The sequence below is a fragment of the Pseudomonas serbica genome (genome assembly GCF_028823535.1).
Taxonomy (GTDB): domain Bacteria; phylum Pseudomonadota; class Gammaproteobacteria; order Pseudomonadales; family Pseudomonadaceae; genus Aquipseudomonas; species Aquipseudomonas serbica.
This window is the reverse complement of record NZ_JAQIYM010000004.1, coordinates 404,839-418,145: the sequence shown is the minus strand read 5'-3', so window position 1 is coordinate 418,145 and position 13,307 is coordinate 404,839. Positions and strand designations below refer to the sequence as shown.

General features: G+C 60.8%; 13 protein-coding genes. 10 read left to right on the top strand and 3 right to left on the bottom strand.

Features of this window, described 5'->3' with window-relative positions:
• Positions 1–76: 76 nt before the first annotated feature.
• From adk to NQL71_RS08905, 6 genes are all read left to right on the top strand, one after another.
• Positions 77–724, top strand: a complete 648-nt coding sequence (adk, locus tag NQL71_RS08930; protein WP_046816485.1) for an adenylate kinase — start codon at positions 77–79, stop codon at positions 722–724.
• Between the two features lie 87 nt (positions 725–811).
• Positions 812–1,486: a tRNA (adenosine(37)-N6)-threonylcarbamoyltransferase complex dimerization subunit type 1 TsaB gene (gene tsaB, locus NQL71_RS08925; RefSeq protein WP_046816486.1), complete on the top strand. Its 675-nt coding sequence runs from the start codon at positions 812–814 to the stop codon at positions 1,484–1,486.
• 206 nt (positions 1,487–1,692) lie between these two features.
• Positions 1,693–1,998, top strand: a complete 306-nt coding sequence (locus NQL71_RS08920; protein ID WP_046816487.1) for a hypothetical protein — start codon at positions 1,693–1,695, stop codon at positions 1,996–1,998.
• A complete protein-coding gene (locus NQL71_RS08915) occupies positions 1,995–2,855 on the top strand; it encodes a DUF72 domain-containing protein (protein WP_274642535.1) in 861 nt (286 codons plus the stop codon). Before NQL71_RS08920 ends, NQL71_RS08915 begins: the two co-directional genes overlap by 4 nt.
• A gap of 32 nt (positions 2,856–2,887) precedes the next feature.
• The gene (locus tag NQL71_RS08910; protein WP_274642527.1) at positions 2,888–3,709 is read left to right on the top strand and encodes an isocitrate lyase/PEP mutase family protein; all 822 of its coding nucleotides are present in this window, start codon (positions 2,888–2,890) and stop codon (positions 3,707–3,709) included.
• A gap of 2 nt (positions 3,710–3,711) precedes the next feature.
• Positions 3,712–4,407 (top strand): extensin-like domain-containing protein, encoded by a 696-nt coding sequence (locus NQL71_RS08905; protein WP_274642526.1) that lies wholly within the window; start codon positions 3,712–3,714, stop codon positions 4,405–4,407.
• Positions 4,408–4,410: 3 nt separating this feature from the next.
• On the opposite strand, the gene NQL71_RS08900 is transcribed toward NQL71_RS08905, so the two are convergent.
• A complete protein-coding gene (locus NQL71_RS08900; protein ID WP_248687801.1) occupies positions 4,411–5,034 on the bottom strand; it encodes an energy transducer TonB in 624 nt (207 codons plus the stop codon).
• A 93-nt stretch (positions 5,035–5,127) separates the two neighbouring features.
• Between NQL71_RS08900 and NQL71_RS08895 the strand changes: the two genes are divergently transcribed.
• The gene (locus NQL71_RS08895) at positions 5,128–5,910 is read left to right on the top strand and encodes a class I SAM-dependent methyltransferase (protein ID WP_046816492.1); all 783 of its coding nucleotides are present in this window, start codon (positions 5,128–5,130) and stop codon (positions 5,908–5,910) included.
• Between the two features lie 123 nt (positions 5,911–6,033).
• Here NQL71_RS08895 and NQL71_RS08890 read toward each other — a convergent pair whose 3' ends face one another.
• Positions 6,034–6,672, bottom strand: coding sequence for a TetR/AcrR family transcriptional regulator (locus NQL71_RS08890; protein ID WP_046816493.1), 639 nt, complete (start codon positions 6,670–6,672; stop codon positions 6,034–6,036).
• Positions 6,673–6,765: 93 nt separating this feature from the next.
• On the opposite strand from NQL71_RS08890, the gene NQL71_RS08885 reads away from it, so the two are divergent.
• The 3 genes from NQL71_RS08885 (at position 6,766) to NQL71_RS08875 (ending at position 12,480) form a co-directional block, all read left to right on the top strand.
• Positions 6,766–7,866 carry an efflux RND transporter periplasmic adaptor subunit gene (locus tag NQL71_RS08885; protein ID WP_046816494.1) on the top strand — a complete coding sequence of 367 codons (1,101 nt, stop codon included), beginning with the start codon at positions 6,766–6,768 and terminating at the stop codon, positions 7,864–7,866.
• 6 nt (positions 7,867–7,872) lie between these two features.
• The gene (locus tag NQL71_RS08880) at positions 7,873–10,938 is read left to right on the top strand and encodes an efflux RND transporter permease subunit (RefSeq protein WP_046816495.1); all 3,066 of its coding nucleotides are present in this window, start codon (positions 7,873–7,875) and stop codon (positions 10,936–10,938) included.
• Positions 10,939–11,136: 198 nt separating this feature from the next.
• Entirely contained in the window at positions 11,137–12,480 is a 1,344-nt protein-coding gene (locus tag NQL71_RS08875; protein ID WP_046816496.1) for a Fic family protein, read from the top strand.
• Positions 12,481–12,588: 108 nt separating this feature from the next.
• Here NQL71_RS08875 and NQL71_RS08870 read toward each other — a convergent pair whose 3' ends face one another.
• Positions 12,589–13,278, bottom strand: coding sequence for a DUF4197 domain-containing protein (locus NQL71_RS08870; protein ID WP_046816497.1), 690 nt, complete (start codon positions 13,276–13,278; stop codon positions 12,589–12,591).
• Between the last annotated feature and the right edge of the window lie 29 nt (positions 13,279–13,307).

Sequence of the window (13,307 nt, the reverse complement as noted above, 5' to 3'; positions counted from 1 at the left end):
TCACGACCCTATTTTTGAGATTGGCCCCACGAGGCGAATCTGACGTTATCTAAATAAAAAATTGAGGAGCACATCGATGCGCGTCATTCTGCTGGGAGCTCCCGGGGCCGGTAAAGGTACTCAGGCTAAGTTCATCACCGAAAAATTCGGCATTCCGCAAATCTCCACGGGCGACATGCTGCGTGCTGCGGTCAAGGCCGGCACCGAGCTGGGCATCAAGGCCAAGAGCATCATGGATGCCGGTGGCCTGGTGTCCGATGACTTGATCATCGCCCTGGTCAAGGACCGTATCGCCCAGCCTGACTGCGCCAACGGTTTCCTGTTCGACGGTTTCCCGCGCACCATTCCCCAGGCTGAAGCCCTGGTGACTGCCGGTGTCGAGCTGGACGCAGTGGTTGAAATCGCCGTTGAAGACGAAGAGATCGTGCAGCGTATCGCCGGTCGCCGCGTTCACGAGGCCAGCGGTCGCGTTTACCACATCGTCTACAACCCGCCGAAAACTGCCGGCAAGGACGACATCACTGGCGAAGAGCTGGTGCAGCGCAAGGACGACACCGAAGAAACCGTGCGTCATCGCCTGTCGGTCTACCATTCGCAGACCAAGCCGCTGGTGGACTTCTACCAGAAGCTGTCGGCTGCCAACGGCAAGCCGAAGTACAGCCATATCGAAGGCGTCGGTTCGGTTGAATCGATCACCGCCAAGGTGCTTGAAGCACTGAGCTAAAAAAACGCTTCATCTTCTACGGCCCGCTTGCGGGCCGTAGTTGTTTATACTGGCGCACTTTTTCTGACCTCTCTTGTGGATACATCGATGAGCACCTTGCTGGCCCTGGACACCGCGACTGAAGCTTGCTCCGTTGCCTTGCTGCATGACGGCAAAGTGACGAGCCATTACGAGGTGATTCCGCGCCTGCATGCACAGAAGCTGCTGCCGATGATCCAGCAGTTGCTCGCCGATGCCGGCACCACCCTGCAAGCGGTCGACGCCATCGCCTTCGGTCGGGGGCCGGGCGCGTTCACTGGCGTGCGCATTGCCATCGGCGTGGTGCAAGGCCTGGCGTTTGCACTCGATCGTCCGGTATTGCCGGTGTCGAACCTGGCGGTGTTGGCCCAACGCGCCTATCGCGAACATGGCGTCAGCCAGGTCGCGGCGGCCATCGATGCGCGGATGGACGAGGTGTATTGGGGCTGCTACCGCGAAACCGCGGGGGAGATGCGCCTGGTCGGCGCCGAAGCGGTATTGCCTCCGGAGTCGGCCGCGTTGCCGGCCGATGCCAGTGGCCAATGGTTCGGTGCAGGCACCGGCTGGGGTTATGCCGAGCGCATCGCCGTCGACCTGAGCGGCCAGGATGCGGGCATGCTACCCCACGCCGAAGATTTGCTGACCCTGGCGCGGTTTGCCTGGGCGCGGGGCGAGGCGATCGTGGCGGATGAGGCGCAGCCGGTTTATCTGCGGGACAAGGTAGCGACGCCTAAGGCGCGTTAATCCTTGAAACCGTGTCGTCCCGTTCGCGAGCCCGCCCGCTCCGGGCGGCGATCCGACGAAGGCGATCTCCCTGACGAAACCAATCGTCGTTTTCTAACCCCGGGTTTTAAACCTTTTGCCTTTTATGTGTTCTAGTTATCACTGGGCGGTTTGCGATGTGGCTTAGGTGCCACTAGACTGCCATTACTGATACCGAGCATGCACCTATGCGTATAGACGGCGTTTCCTCTCAGTCCTACCCCATCAAGCGCAAGCCTCGCAAAGATCAGGTCGTGCATGACGAGTCCGTCGATATCGAAGGCGAGCTGGAGTTCGCCTCTGAAGAGCAACTGGCTGCCCGTGCCGCCAAAGCCGCTGCGCAAAAGCTGAGCAATCTTCCCGCCCGTCAGCAGGACATGCTTTATCACCGCGCGATGAGCAGAAGCGTGGCAATGGCACTCTCCAGCTATCTGAGTACTGCCAGTTTCGTCGATTGGGATGCGCAAGTGCTGGGCCTCGATCTGTACATCTGATGCTGCCTTACTACCTCGGTTGCCCGTCCTGGAGTGAAAGCGCCTGGCGCGATTATTTGTATCCAGCAGATGCCAGGCCCGCGGAATTTCTCGATCTGTATTCCCAGGTATTCAACGCCGTCGAAGGCAATACAACCTTCTATGCGAGCCCGGCTGCGAGCACGGTGCAGCGCTGGGCAGAAACCATGCCCGAGCATTTTCGCTTCACCGCCAAATTTCCCGGTGACATCAGCCACGGCGGTGACTTGCGCGAACAACTGACCGCCGCCGAGACCTTCACCCAACTGCTCAGCCCCCTCGGTGAGCGGGTTTCGCCACTGTGGTTGCAGTTGTCGAAAAGCTTCACGCCACAACGCTTGCCCGAACTGGCCGGCTTTATCGATGGCCTGCAACGACCGCTGGCCGTAGAAGTGAGGCATGACGACTTTTTCGCCAAGGGTGATAGCGAGCGCGAGCTCAATCGCCTGTTGCTCGATCGCGGTGTCGAGCGCATTTGTCTCGATCCCCGTGCGTTGTTCAGCTGCACCTCGACCGAGCCTTCGGTACTGCACGCCCAATCGAAGAAACCCCGTGTGCCCCCGCGTCCGGCAGCATTCACGCGGTTTCCACAGGTGCGCTTCATCGGTCATCCGCAGCTTGAGGCCAACGATCCGTTCCTGCTGCCGTGGGTGGAGAAAATTGCCCTGTGGATCGAAGAGGGCCGTACGCCCTATATCTTCCTGCACACCGCCGACAATCTGCTCGCGGCGAAACTGGCGCAACGTTTTCATGCGCGCCTGATGATGCGACTACCTGGCTTGCCGGCGCTGCCTGAGCTATACAGAGAGCCCGCGGCCGAGCAACTTGGCTTGCTCTGACAGCGGACTCGTTTCCCTACAGGAGCCTGCCAATGGATGCGCAAACCCTTCGAGCCCAAGCGTTCAGAGCCCTGCACGAACGCCAGGGGGCTTTTGTGATTCCCAATCCGTGGGATGCAGGTTCGGCGAAAATACTCGCCAGCCTGGGTTTCGAGGCGCTGGCGACCACCAGCGCCGGTTACGCTTTTTCCCAGGGACGCCCCGATGGCGGCCTGACCCTGGACGACACCGTGGCCAACGTCCGGGCGATCGTCGCCGCCACCGACCTGCCGGTCGCGGTCGATCTGGAAAACGGCTTTGCCGATGATCCCGCCGAGTGCGCGCAGAGCATTCTGGCGGCTGCGGGCGCCGGTGCCGTCGGCGGTTCGATCGAAGACTTCACCGGCCGTGCGCAGGGGCCGATTTATTGTTTCGAGCATGCCGTCGCGCGCATCGAGGCCGCCGTCGCGACCGCCCGCAGCTTGCCTTTCGCGTTTACGTTGACCGCCCGGGCCGAGAATTTCCTGCATGGCAATCCGGATCTGGCTGACACGATTCGCCGCTTGCAGGCGTTCGCCGAAGCCGGCGCGGACGTGTTGTATGCGCCGGGATTGCGCAACGCGGAAGAAGTCCTGGCGGTGGTCCGCGCCGTGGCGCCCAAGCCGGTCAACGTATTGATGTCCGGCGGCTTGAAGCTGACGGTCGAGCAACTGAGCGAAATGGGCGTCAAGCGCATCAGCGTCGGCTCGGCGTTGGCCTTGGCGGCGATGGGCGAGTTCTATCGCGCCGCCGGGGAGATCAGGACAGCGGGCACGTTCGGCTTCACGTCACGTTCCATGCCGTACGCCCAGGCCAATCAGTTTTTCAAAGGCTGACGATGCGGCTTCGGGGGTATCTGCTGCTGGTACTGGTGATCATCGCAGCGGCAGGTGCGGGCGTCTGGCGCGGCTGGATTTCGCTGCCGCCGCAGTGGAATCCCTGGGCACCGCTGGACGTAAAGGCCGCGCCGAACCTGTTGACCCGCTACAAACTGATGCGGCTGCGCGCTGATCCGCAGCTGTGCGACCAGGCGCTGAGCAGCTCTGGATTGCGTGTGACCCGTCAGGCCGACAGCCCGGACGCCCAATGTCCGCTGACCAATACCCTGCGAGTCCAGGGCAGCGGAGTCGCCCTGAGCAGCAGTTTCCTCGCCAGTTGCCGACTGGCGGTGTCGTTTGCCCTGTTCGAGCATCACGCTTTGCAACCGGCGGCGCAGGCGGTCTATGGGCAAGCGGTCACCCGGGTCGAACATCTTGGCAGCTTTGCCTGTCGCAATGTCTACAGTCGCGAGAATGGCAGGCGTAGCCAGCATGCGTCGGCCAATGCGCTGGATATCGCCGGTTTTCGCCTGGCTGACGGTCGGACCATCAGCGTGCTAAAGGATTGGCCGAAGGATAATCAGGACGCGCAGTTTCTAAGGCAGGTTCGCGATGGCGCCTGCGGCCTGTTCAGTGTGGTGTTGAGCCCGGATTACAACGCCGCCCATCGCAATCACTTTCATGTGGATGTCGGGCCGTGGTGGGTCTGCCGTTGAGGCTCAGGCGGCGAGGCGCAGGTTCTGCAGAACGATCGGGCGCGCCCAGCGGCTGTCGAAATCGAGCTGCTTCTGTTGTTCCACCAATTCTTCAGGCGAGAACGGCGGGAACGGCTTGTCCAGCAGCTCGAGTTCGAACTCGGCGATGGGCAGGTGCAGCGCACGCGGTTGTGGAGCCGGGCCCGCTGCTGGCAGGGGCTGGCCGGCGGTGAGTACGATCGGTCGGACCCAGCCACTCTCGAAGTCCTGCTGCTTTTGCTGGGCGTCGATTTCTTCAGGCGGGAAGGGTGGGAACGGCTTGTCGGCCAGGTCCATGTCGAACTCGGCAATCGGCAGGAACAACGGCTCTGGCGGACGAACTTCGTTGTCCCTCACGTCGCATTCGCGCTGGGAAACGATGTGTGCCAGCAAGTCGCTGCCAACGCTGGGCTCAACCGGGCTGTCGAGATCGACCGGTGGAAAATTCAACGATTCAGGCAGCACTGCTTCACCCGACTGTTCGGCCAGCGCACGGGCAAAGAAATCCTGCCAGATGTGACTGACGCCGCTCAGCGCCTGGGTGTTGCGCAGGTTGTAGTCGCCGTAGGGCGAGATAAAACCTGTGATTGTGGGTTGAATGTCTGACATTTCTCTCGGTCGACGCTCAGCTCTGGCAAAATGCTCGTTAGTTTTGTTATCGGCCGTTTTTGCCGATCATTAATTTTTTGAGCGTGTTTTCCGATGATTGATCAACCTGCGGCCTGCCGCATCCATGTCGAGGCGCTGGGCGCGGCCTTCGAGCCCCAGGCCGAGCAATGGGCCGAGCGCCTGGGCCTGCCGCTACAAATGGCTGATGGCGAGTTCGCGTTGCAGGTGGGTGACCAGGGGTTGCAGCTGCAACAGTTGGGGCCGGATGCGCCAGGCCCGGTTCGGGTGGATTTCGTCGAGGGAGGTGCGGCGCATCGGCGGTTGTACGGTGGCGGTAGCGGCCAGATGATCGCCAAGGCTGTTGGCATCGCCCAGGGCGTACGCCCGCGTGTGCTGGATGCCACCGCCGGGCTGGGCAAGGATGCGTTCGTGCTGGCCAGCCTGGGCTGCGAGATGAGCCTGATCGAGCGTCAGCCATTGATCGGTGCCTTGCTCGAAGATGGCCTGGCCCGGGGCGCGGAAGATTTCGACGTGGCGCCAATCGTGGCGCGCATGCGCCTGCTCAAGGGCAATTCGATCGAGGTGATGCGCCATTGGGAGGGCGACCCGCCGCAGGTGATCTACCTCGACCCGATGTTCCCCCATCGTGAGAAAACCGCCTTGGTGAAGAAGGAAATGCGCCTGTTCCGGCCGCTGGTAGGGGATGATCCCGATGCACCGGCCTTGCTCGAAGCGGCATTGGCGTTGGCCACCCACCGGGTTGTGGTGAAGCGCCCGCGCAAGGCGCCATGCATCGAAGGGCCGAAGCCGAGTCATGCGCTGGATGGCAAGTCCAGTCGATATGACATCTATCCGAAAAAGGCGCTCAAGCCGTAAGACCGAGTCGCCCCAATCGCGAGCAGGCTCGCTCCCACAGGGAATCTACGATGTGGCATAGATCCATGTGGGAGCGAGCCTGCTCGCGATGGGGCCAGACCCGGCAGCCTGAATCTATTTGGCTCACTCAGGCCGATAAGCCCGCATGAACAACCCCACCACTTCCTGCACATGGCTCTCGGCCGCATCGCCGGTCAACGGCTCGCCGCAGCCGTAAAGCAACCGAAAATTCGCCGCGCCCTTGAGCAGGCAGAAGAAGTGTTCCGCCGCGTTGCGCGGTTTATCGATACTCAACACGCCACTTTCGTTGATTCGCGCCAGCAACCGCTCCATGCCGTGGAGCATGCGCTGGGGCCCAGCCTCGAAGAAGATCAGCGAGAGTTTCGGGTCCTGGCTGCCCAACGCCATGATCAGGCGATGCAGGTTCACCGACTCGTCGCTGTTGATCAGCTGATGAAAGCCGCGGGCGATGTTCAACAGCACCGTTTCCACGGCCACGCCTTCCGGCAATTCGAAGAACAGCGACGGCAATTGCTCCTCGCATTTGGCCACCACGGCGGCGGAGAACAGCGTCTCCTTATCGTTGAAGTGACTGTAGACCGTCAGCTTCGACACCCCGGCCTGCGCAGCGACTGCATCCATGCTGGTGTTGGCGTAACCCTTAGTCAAAAACAGCGTTTTCGCTGCATCGAGGACCGCCTGGCGCTTGGCCAGATCCTTGGGGCGGCCCGGGCCACTGGGTGCTGAAAGATTGTTCGGCATATTCGCTTTTATTACTGGACTGGTGAGTTTGCTATTAATAACATACTCGTCAGTATAATTATTCCAAGCACCATTGGCGAAAGGTCCTTCACCATGTTCCGCTATGCCTTGCCCCTCGCGTTGCCAGTCACCCTGGCGTTTTTATTGACCGCGTGTGGTCATGAGGAGGCGCCTGCTGTCAGCGTGCGCCCGGCCATGGTGGTGCAGCCACAGCCTTCGACCCAGGCGACGGAAAGCTATCCCGGCGAAGTCCGCGCTCGCTTTGAACCGGACCTGGCGTTCCGCATTGGCGGCAAAGTCAGCCGACGACTGGTCGACGAAGGGCAGCGGGTCAAGGCCGACCAACCGCTGGCGGAACTCGATCCCCAGGACGTACGCCTGCAACTGGAAGCCACCCGCGCCCAGGTCGCCGCCGCCGAAGCTAATCTGAACATGGTGCGCGCCGAGCGTGATCGTTATAAAACCCTGATGGAGCGGCAGCTGGTCAGCCGTTCGCAGTACGACAATCACGAAAACCTTTATCGGTCCGGTGAAGCGCGTCTTAAACAGATCAAGGCCGAATTCAACGTCTCGACCAATCAGGCCAGTTACGCGGTACTGCGCGCGCCGCAGGATGGTGTAGTCGCCAAGCGTGCGGTGGAAGTCGGGCAAGTCGTCGCGGCCGGGCAAACGGTGTTCACCCTGGCCACCGATGGCGAGCGGGAAGTGTTGATCAGCCTGCCGGAGCAGAGCTTCGGCCGCTTCAAGGTCGGCCAGCCGGTGTCGGTTGAATTGTGGACGCAACCGGATCAGCGCTTCGCCGGACACATCCGCGAACTGTCGCCGGCCGCCGATCCCAAGTCCCGCACCTTCGCTGCGCGTATCGCCTTCAATGCCGGCAGGGTGCCGGCAGAACTCGGCCAGAGCGCCCGGGTCTTCGTGCAGACCGACGCGGCCGTACCGTTGTCGGTGCCACTGTCGGCGCTGACCGCGGAAAATGGCGTGACCTACGTCTGGGTCGTCAGCGCCAACAACACCTTGAAGAAGACCCCGGTGCGGGTCGGCGCCTTCGGTGAAAAAACCGTCCCCGTGCTCGAAGGCCTCAGTGCCAGCGACTGGGTAGTGGCCGCCGGCGTCCATGTGCTTCTCGACGGGCAACAAGTGCGTCCGGTGGATCGCTCCAACCGCGTGGTCAATCTGGCGGACAAGGAGTAATCCCCGATGGGTTTCAATCTTTCTGCCTGGGCGCTGCGTAATCGCCAGATCGTCCTGTTCCTGATGCTTTTGCTGGCGATCGTCGGCGCACTGTCCTACACCAAGCTGGGTCAAAGCGAAGACCCGCCGTTCACCTTCAAGGCCATGGTGATCCGCACCAACTGGCCGGGAGCGACTGCGCAGGAAGTCTCGCGCCAGGTCACCGAGCGCATTGAAAAGAAGCTGATGGAAACCGGCGAGTACGAGCGCATCGTGTCGTTCTCCCGCCCGGGTGAATCCCAGGTGACGTTCATCGCCCGTGACTCCATGCACTCGGTGGATATCCCGGACCTCTGGTATCAGGTGCGCAAGAAGGTCAGCGACATTCGTCACACCCTGCCGCCGGGCATTCAAGGGCCGTTCTTCAATGATGAATTCGGCACTACCTTCGGCAATATCTACGCCCTGACCGGCGAGGGCTTCGATTACGCCGTGCTCAAGGACTATGCCGACCGCATCCAGATCCAGCTGCAGCGGGTCAAGGATGTAGGCAAGGTCGACCTGCTCGGATTGCAGGACGAAAAGGTCTGGATCGAGCTGTCCAACGTCAAGCTCGCCACCCTCGGGCTGCCCCTGGCGGCGGTGCAACAGGCGCTTGAAGAGCAGAATGCGGTGTCCACCGCCGGGTTCTTCGAAACCAGCAGCGAGCGATTGCAGCTACGGGTCACGGGTAATTTTCAGACGGTCGAAGAGATCAAGAACTTCCCGATTCGTGTCGGCGATCGGACGTTCCGCATCTCGGATGTCGCAAACGTGCGACGCGGGTTCAACGATCCACCGGCACCGCGCATGCGCTTCATGGGTGAGGACGCCATCGGCCTGGCCGTGGCGATGAAGGACGGTGGTGACATCCTGGTGCTGGGCAAGGCCCTGGAAATCGAGTTTGCCCGTATCCAGAAAAATCTCCCGGCCGGCATGCAATTGCGCAAGGTCTCCGACCAACCGGCCGCGGTGAAGACCGGGGTCGGCGAGTTCGTCCAGGTGCTGGTCGAAGCGCTGGCCATCGTGTTACTGGTGAGCTTCTTCTCCCTCGGTGTGCGCACCGGCATGGTGGTGGCCCTGGCCATTCCGCTGGTGCTGGCGATGACGTTCGCCTGCATGTATTACCTGGGGATTGGCCTGCACAAGATTTCCCTCGGCGCGCTGGTGCTGGCGCTGGGCTTGCTGGTGGACGACGCCATCATCGCCGTGGAAATGATGGCGATCAAGATGGAGCAGGGCTTCGACCGGATCAAGGCGGCGAGTTATGCCTGGACCAGTACCGCCTTCCCGATGCTCACCGGCACGCTGATCACCGCTGCCGGTTTCCTGCCGATCGCCACCGCGCAATCGGGTACCGGTGAATACACCCGGTCGATCTTCGAAGTGGTGACCATTGCGCTATTGGCGTCCTGGGTGGCGGCGGTGCTTTTCGTGCCGTACCTGGGGGAAAAACTCCTGCCGGACCTGGCGAAAATTCATGCAGCCAAACACGGTGCCGGCCAACCCGATCCCTACGCCACGCCGTTTTATCAGCGCGTTCGGCACCTGGTGGAATGGTGCGTGCGCTGGCGTAAGACGGTGATCATGGCGACCGTGGTGCTGTTCATTGCGTCCATCGTGCTGTTTCGTTTTGTGCCACAGCAGTTTTTCCCGGCGTCGGGCCGACTGGAGTTGATGGTTGACCTGAAACTGGCCGAAGGCGCGTCCCTGAGCAACACGGCCGAGGAGGTCAAGCGCCTCGAAGCCTTGCTCAAGGACAAAGCCGGGATCGACAACTACGTGGCCTACGTCGGCACCGGTTCGCCGCGTTTTTACCTGCCGTTGGATCAGCAATTGCCAGCGGCGAGCTTCGCCCAGTTCGTTGTCCTGGCGAAAACCATCGAGGAGCGTGAATCCCTGCGCACCTGGCTGATCACTACCCTCAACGAACAATTTCCGGCCATGCGCTCGCGGGTCACTCGTTTGGAAAACGGTCCGCCAGTTGGTTATCCGGTGCAGTTCCGGGTGACCGGTGAACACATCGAGGAAGTCCGCGCACTGGCCCGCAAAGTCGCGGCCAAGGTTCGCGAAAATCCCCATGTGGTCAACGTCCACCTGGACTGGGAAGAGCCGAGCAAGGTGGTGTACCTGAACATCGATCAGGACCGTGCGCGGGCATTGGGGGTGAGCACGGCGAACCTGTCAAAGTTCTTGCAGAGCTCGCTGACCGGTTCCAGCGTCAGCCAGTACCGCGAAGACAACGAGTTGATCGAGATCCTGCTGCGCGGCACCTTGCACGAGCGCACCGAGCTGTCGCTGCTGCCAAGCCTGGCGGTGCCGACCGACAATGGTCGCAGCGTGGCCCTGTCGCAGATAGCGACCCTGGAATACGGCTTCGAGGAAGGCGTGATCTGGCACCGCAATCGCCTGCCCAACGTCACCGTGCGTGCCGACATCTATGGCAAGGAACAACCGGCGACCCTGGTGCAGCAGATCATGCCGACGCTGGACCCGATCCGCGCGGAACTGCCTGACGGGTATTTGCTGGATGTGGGCGGTACGGTCGAGGATTCTGCGCGTGGGCAGAACTCGGTGAAGGCCGGCGTGCCATTGTTTATCGTGGTGGTGTTGACCTTGCTGATGCTGCAATTGCGCAGTTTTTCGCGCACGGCGATGGTGTTCCTGACAGCGCCCCTGGGCTTGATCGGGGTGACGCTGTTCCTGATGGTGTTCCGTCAGCCGTTCGGGTTTGTCGCCATGCTCGGGACCATCGCGCTGTCGGGGATGATCATGCGTAACTCGGTGATCCTGGTGGATCAGATCGAGCAGGATATCGCTGCCGGGCTGAAACCCTGGCAGGCGATCATCGAGGCCACGGTGCGGCGTTTCCGGCCGATTGTGCTGACCGCGCTGGCGGCGGTCCTGGCGATGATTCCGCTGTCGCGCAGTGTGTTTTTCGGGCCGATGGCAGTGGCGATCATGGGGGGGTTGATCGTGGCGACGGCGTTGACGCTGTTGTTCCTGCCGGCGTTGTATGCGGCCTGGTTCCGGGTCAAGAAAGAACCGGCCTGATTGTTCAAGCGTGTACACCTGTAGGAGCTGCGGCAGGCTGCGATCTTTGATCTTGATTGTCAAAATCAAATAATCGTCCAACCACGGCCCGAACCTGCGGCACTTCCTACAGCCATATCAGAACCGTCCGATATTGAGACTCGCAGGTCCGGATGTTGTACTCAAGACTCGGTTTCACGAGTTTTCGAGACAGCTCCAATGAAGAAGCCACCCATGCTGAAGGGGCGGTCAGACCCGGTTTTTGATTTGCTGACAAAGTCGCCCCACAAGGAGCGCCTCACTGAATACCTCGCCTTGCTCAAGCCCCTGGACGAGCAGGGGCGCTATTTGCCATTCGATGATTTGCGTTATCGCTGGGCCTCTGGACTGGATTCGAATCTTTGCTGGGCTTTGGTCAAGAAAGCCCGAACAGCGCAGTACGCCAGCCTGTTGCCATTGGGTGAGCCGGTGCAATGGGGCCGTTTCCTGTTGACGCCCTTGGCGCAAAAAGCGATTTCCTCCGTGGACCGTCGAACGACGACGGCCGCGTTGGAATACATGAGCAGCCAGATCGGCGAGAACGCGCATTTCAGCTACCTGCTCAACGACCTGATCGAAGACGAAGCCATCAGCAGCAGTCAGCTCGAGGGTGCAGCGACTACCACTCGGGTGGCCAAGGACATGCTCAAGCGCCATCGCCTGCCGCGTACGCCGGATGAGCGAATGGTCATCGGCAATTACAGGATGATGAACTTTGCCTGGGAGAAACGGAACGAGCCCTTGAGTGTCGAGCTAATCACGGCACTTCATCGCGTTGGCGTATCCGGTATCGACGATGCGCAATATTCGCCAGGGCATCTGCGGATCAGGGATGACGTGGTGGTGCAGGACGGCCAGGGCAATACCGTTCATGTACCGCCTCCCGCCGCGGGGCTCGCTGCCCGATTGCGGGTGTTGTCGCAGTGGATCAATCAATCCCATGACGATCCGCACCGTGTGGATCATCTGCACCCGTTGATCAAGGGCATCGCGCTGCATTTTGCCCTGGGTTATGAGCATCCTTTTCGCGATGGCAACGGCCGCGTCGCGCGGGCGTTGTTCTACTGGTTCATGTTCAAGAACGATTTCTCGGCGTTTCGCTACATCGCAATCAGCGTCTTGCTGCGCAATGCGCCGGTGAAATACGGCCGTTCCTATCTCAACACCGAAGCGGATGACCTGGACCTGACGTATTTCATCGATTTCCAGTGTTTGGTGGTGCTGCGTGCTGTCAGCAGTTTTACCGAGGCCTACAGGAAAAGTCTTGTTAATGCCGAGAGCCTTGATCGTTGGTTGTCGGAGTCCGGGTTTTTCGAGCGGCTGAGTGGGAAGCAGCGGGCGGTGTATCAGGTGGCCAGGAGCGGGATGGCGAAGGAGTTTACGGCGATCAATGTGAAGGAGAATCTGGGGTGTTCGTACAACACGGCGTCGGCCACCTTGAACGGATTAGTGGATTTGGCGTTGTTCGAGAAACGCAAGCTGGGGCGTGAGTGGGTGTATTTTCTGCGTGTTAAAGCGAACTGATTTGTGGGAGCGAGCCTGCTCGCGAAGACGGTAAGCCTGCCAACATTTATGTTGACTGAACGGGCCTCATCGCGAGCAGGCTCGCTCCCACAGGTTTTTCGGAGAGGTTTAGAGCGTACCAAATACTTTCTTGGCCAAACTGGTCGCCGCCGCCGCCGGGTTCTGGCGGATGGTTTCTTCCTGTTTGCCGATCATCTCGAACAAGCCGTTCAACGCCTGTTCGGTCACATAGTTTTCGACGTTGGCATTCTTCGCGTCGATCACGCCCATGGTCGCGGCCTGGCCGGCGAAGGAGTTGTACTGCTGGGCCAGGCCGACCTGGTCGGTGGCTTGCTTGACGATCGGCAGGAATTTGATGCGGATTTGTTCGCGGCTGGTCTTGTTCAGGTATTGGGTGGCCGAGTCATTGCCGCCGCTGAGGATGCCCTTGGCGTCTTCCACGGTCATTTTCTTCACCGCATCGACGAGGATTGGCTGGGCCTGGGTCACGGCGTTTTCCGCCGCTTTGTTCATGCTGGTTTCCAGTTGGTCGACCTGATCACCCATGCCGAACTGTTTCATTTTGCTGGCGACCTTGCCCAGTTTGCCCGGCAGCTCGATTTTCACCTCTGGGTTGTTGCTGAAGCCACCCGGGGTGCCGAGTTGTTTCACGGCCAGTTGCGCGCCTTGGGTCAGGGCGTCCTTGAGCCCGCCGGTGGCGTCTTTCTGCGACAGGTCGCTGAGGGACAGTGCCGCGGCGCTGGCGGAGATCATCAAGCCTGCGCACAGGCCGGCAAAGCTTAGGGTGGGGCGGAACATGGCAACTTCCTTTTTCAAAAAAATTCTGG

Coding starts and splice junctions, on each gene's coding strand:
- adk (WP_046816485.1), top strand. CDS start 77: ATGCGCGTCATTCTGCTGGGAGCTCCCGGGGCCGGTAAAGGTACTCAG.
- tsaB (WP_046816486.1), top strand. CDS start 812: ATGAGCACCTTGCTGGCCCTGGACACCGCGACTGAAGCTTGCTCCGTT.
- NQL71_RS08920 (WP_046816487.1), top strand. CDS start 1,693: ATGCGTATAGACGGCGTTTCCTCTCAGTCCTACCCCATCAAGCGCAAG.
- NQL71_RS08910 (WP_274642527.1), top strand. CDS start 2,888: ATGGATGCGCAAACCCTTCGAGCCCAAGCGTTCAGAGCCCTGCACGAA.
- NQL71_RS08905 (WP_274642526.1), top strand. CDS start 3,712: ATGCGGCTTCGGGGGTATCTGCTGCTGGTACTGGTGATCATCGCAGCG.
- NQL71_RS08900 (WP_248687801.1), bottom strand. CDS start 5,034: ATGTCAGACATTCAACCCACAATCACAGGTTTTATCTCGCCCTACGGC.
- NQL71_RS08895 (WP_046816492.1), top strand. CDS start 5,128: ATGATTGATCAACCTGCGGCCTGCCGCATCCATGTCGAGGCGCTGGGC.
- NQL71_RS08890 (WP_046816493.1), bottom strand. CDS start 6,672: ATGCCGAACAATCTTTCAGCACCCAGTGGCCCGGGCCGCCCCAAGGAT.
- NQL71_RS08885 (WP_046816494.1), top strand. CDS start 6,766: ATGTTCCGCTATGCCTTGCCCCTCGCGTTGCCAGTCACCCTGGCGTTT.
- NQL71_RS08880 (WP_046816495.1), top strand. CDS start 7,873: ATGGGTTTCAATCTTTCTGCCTGGGCGCTGCGTAATCGCCAGATCGTC.
- NQL71_RS08875 (WP_046816496.1), top strand. CDS start 11,137: ATGAAGAAGCCACCCATGCTGAAGGGGCGGTCAGACCCGGTTTTTGAT.
- NQL71_RS08870 (WP_046816497.1), bottom strand. CDS start 13,278: ATGTTCCGCCCCACCCTAAGCTTTGCCGGCCTGTGCGCAGGCTTGATG.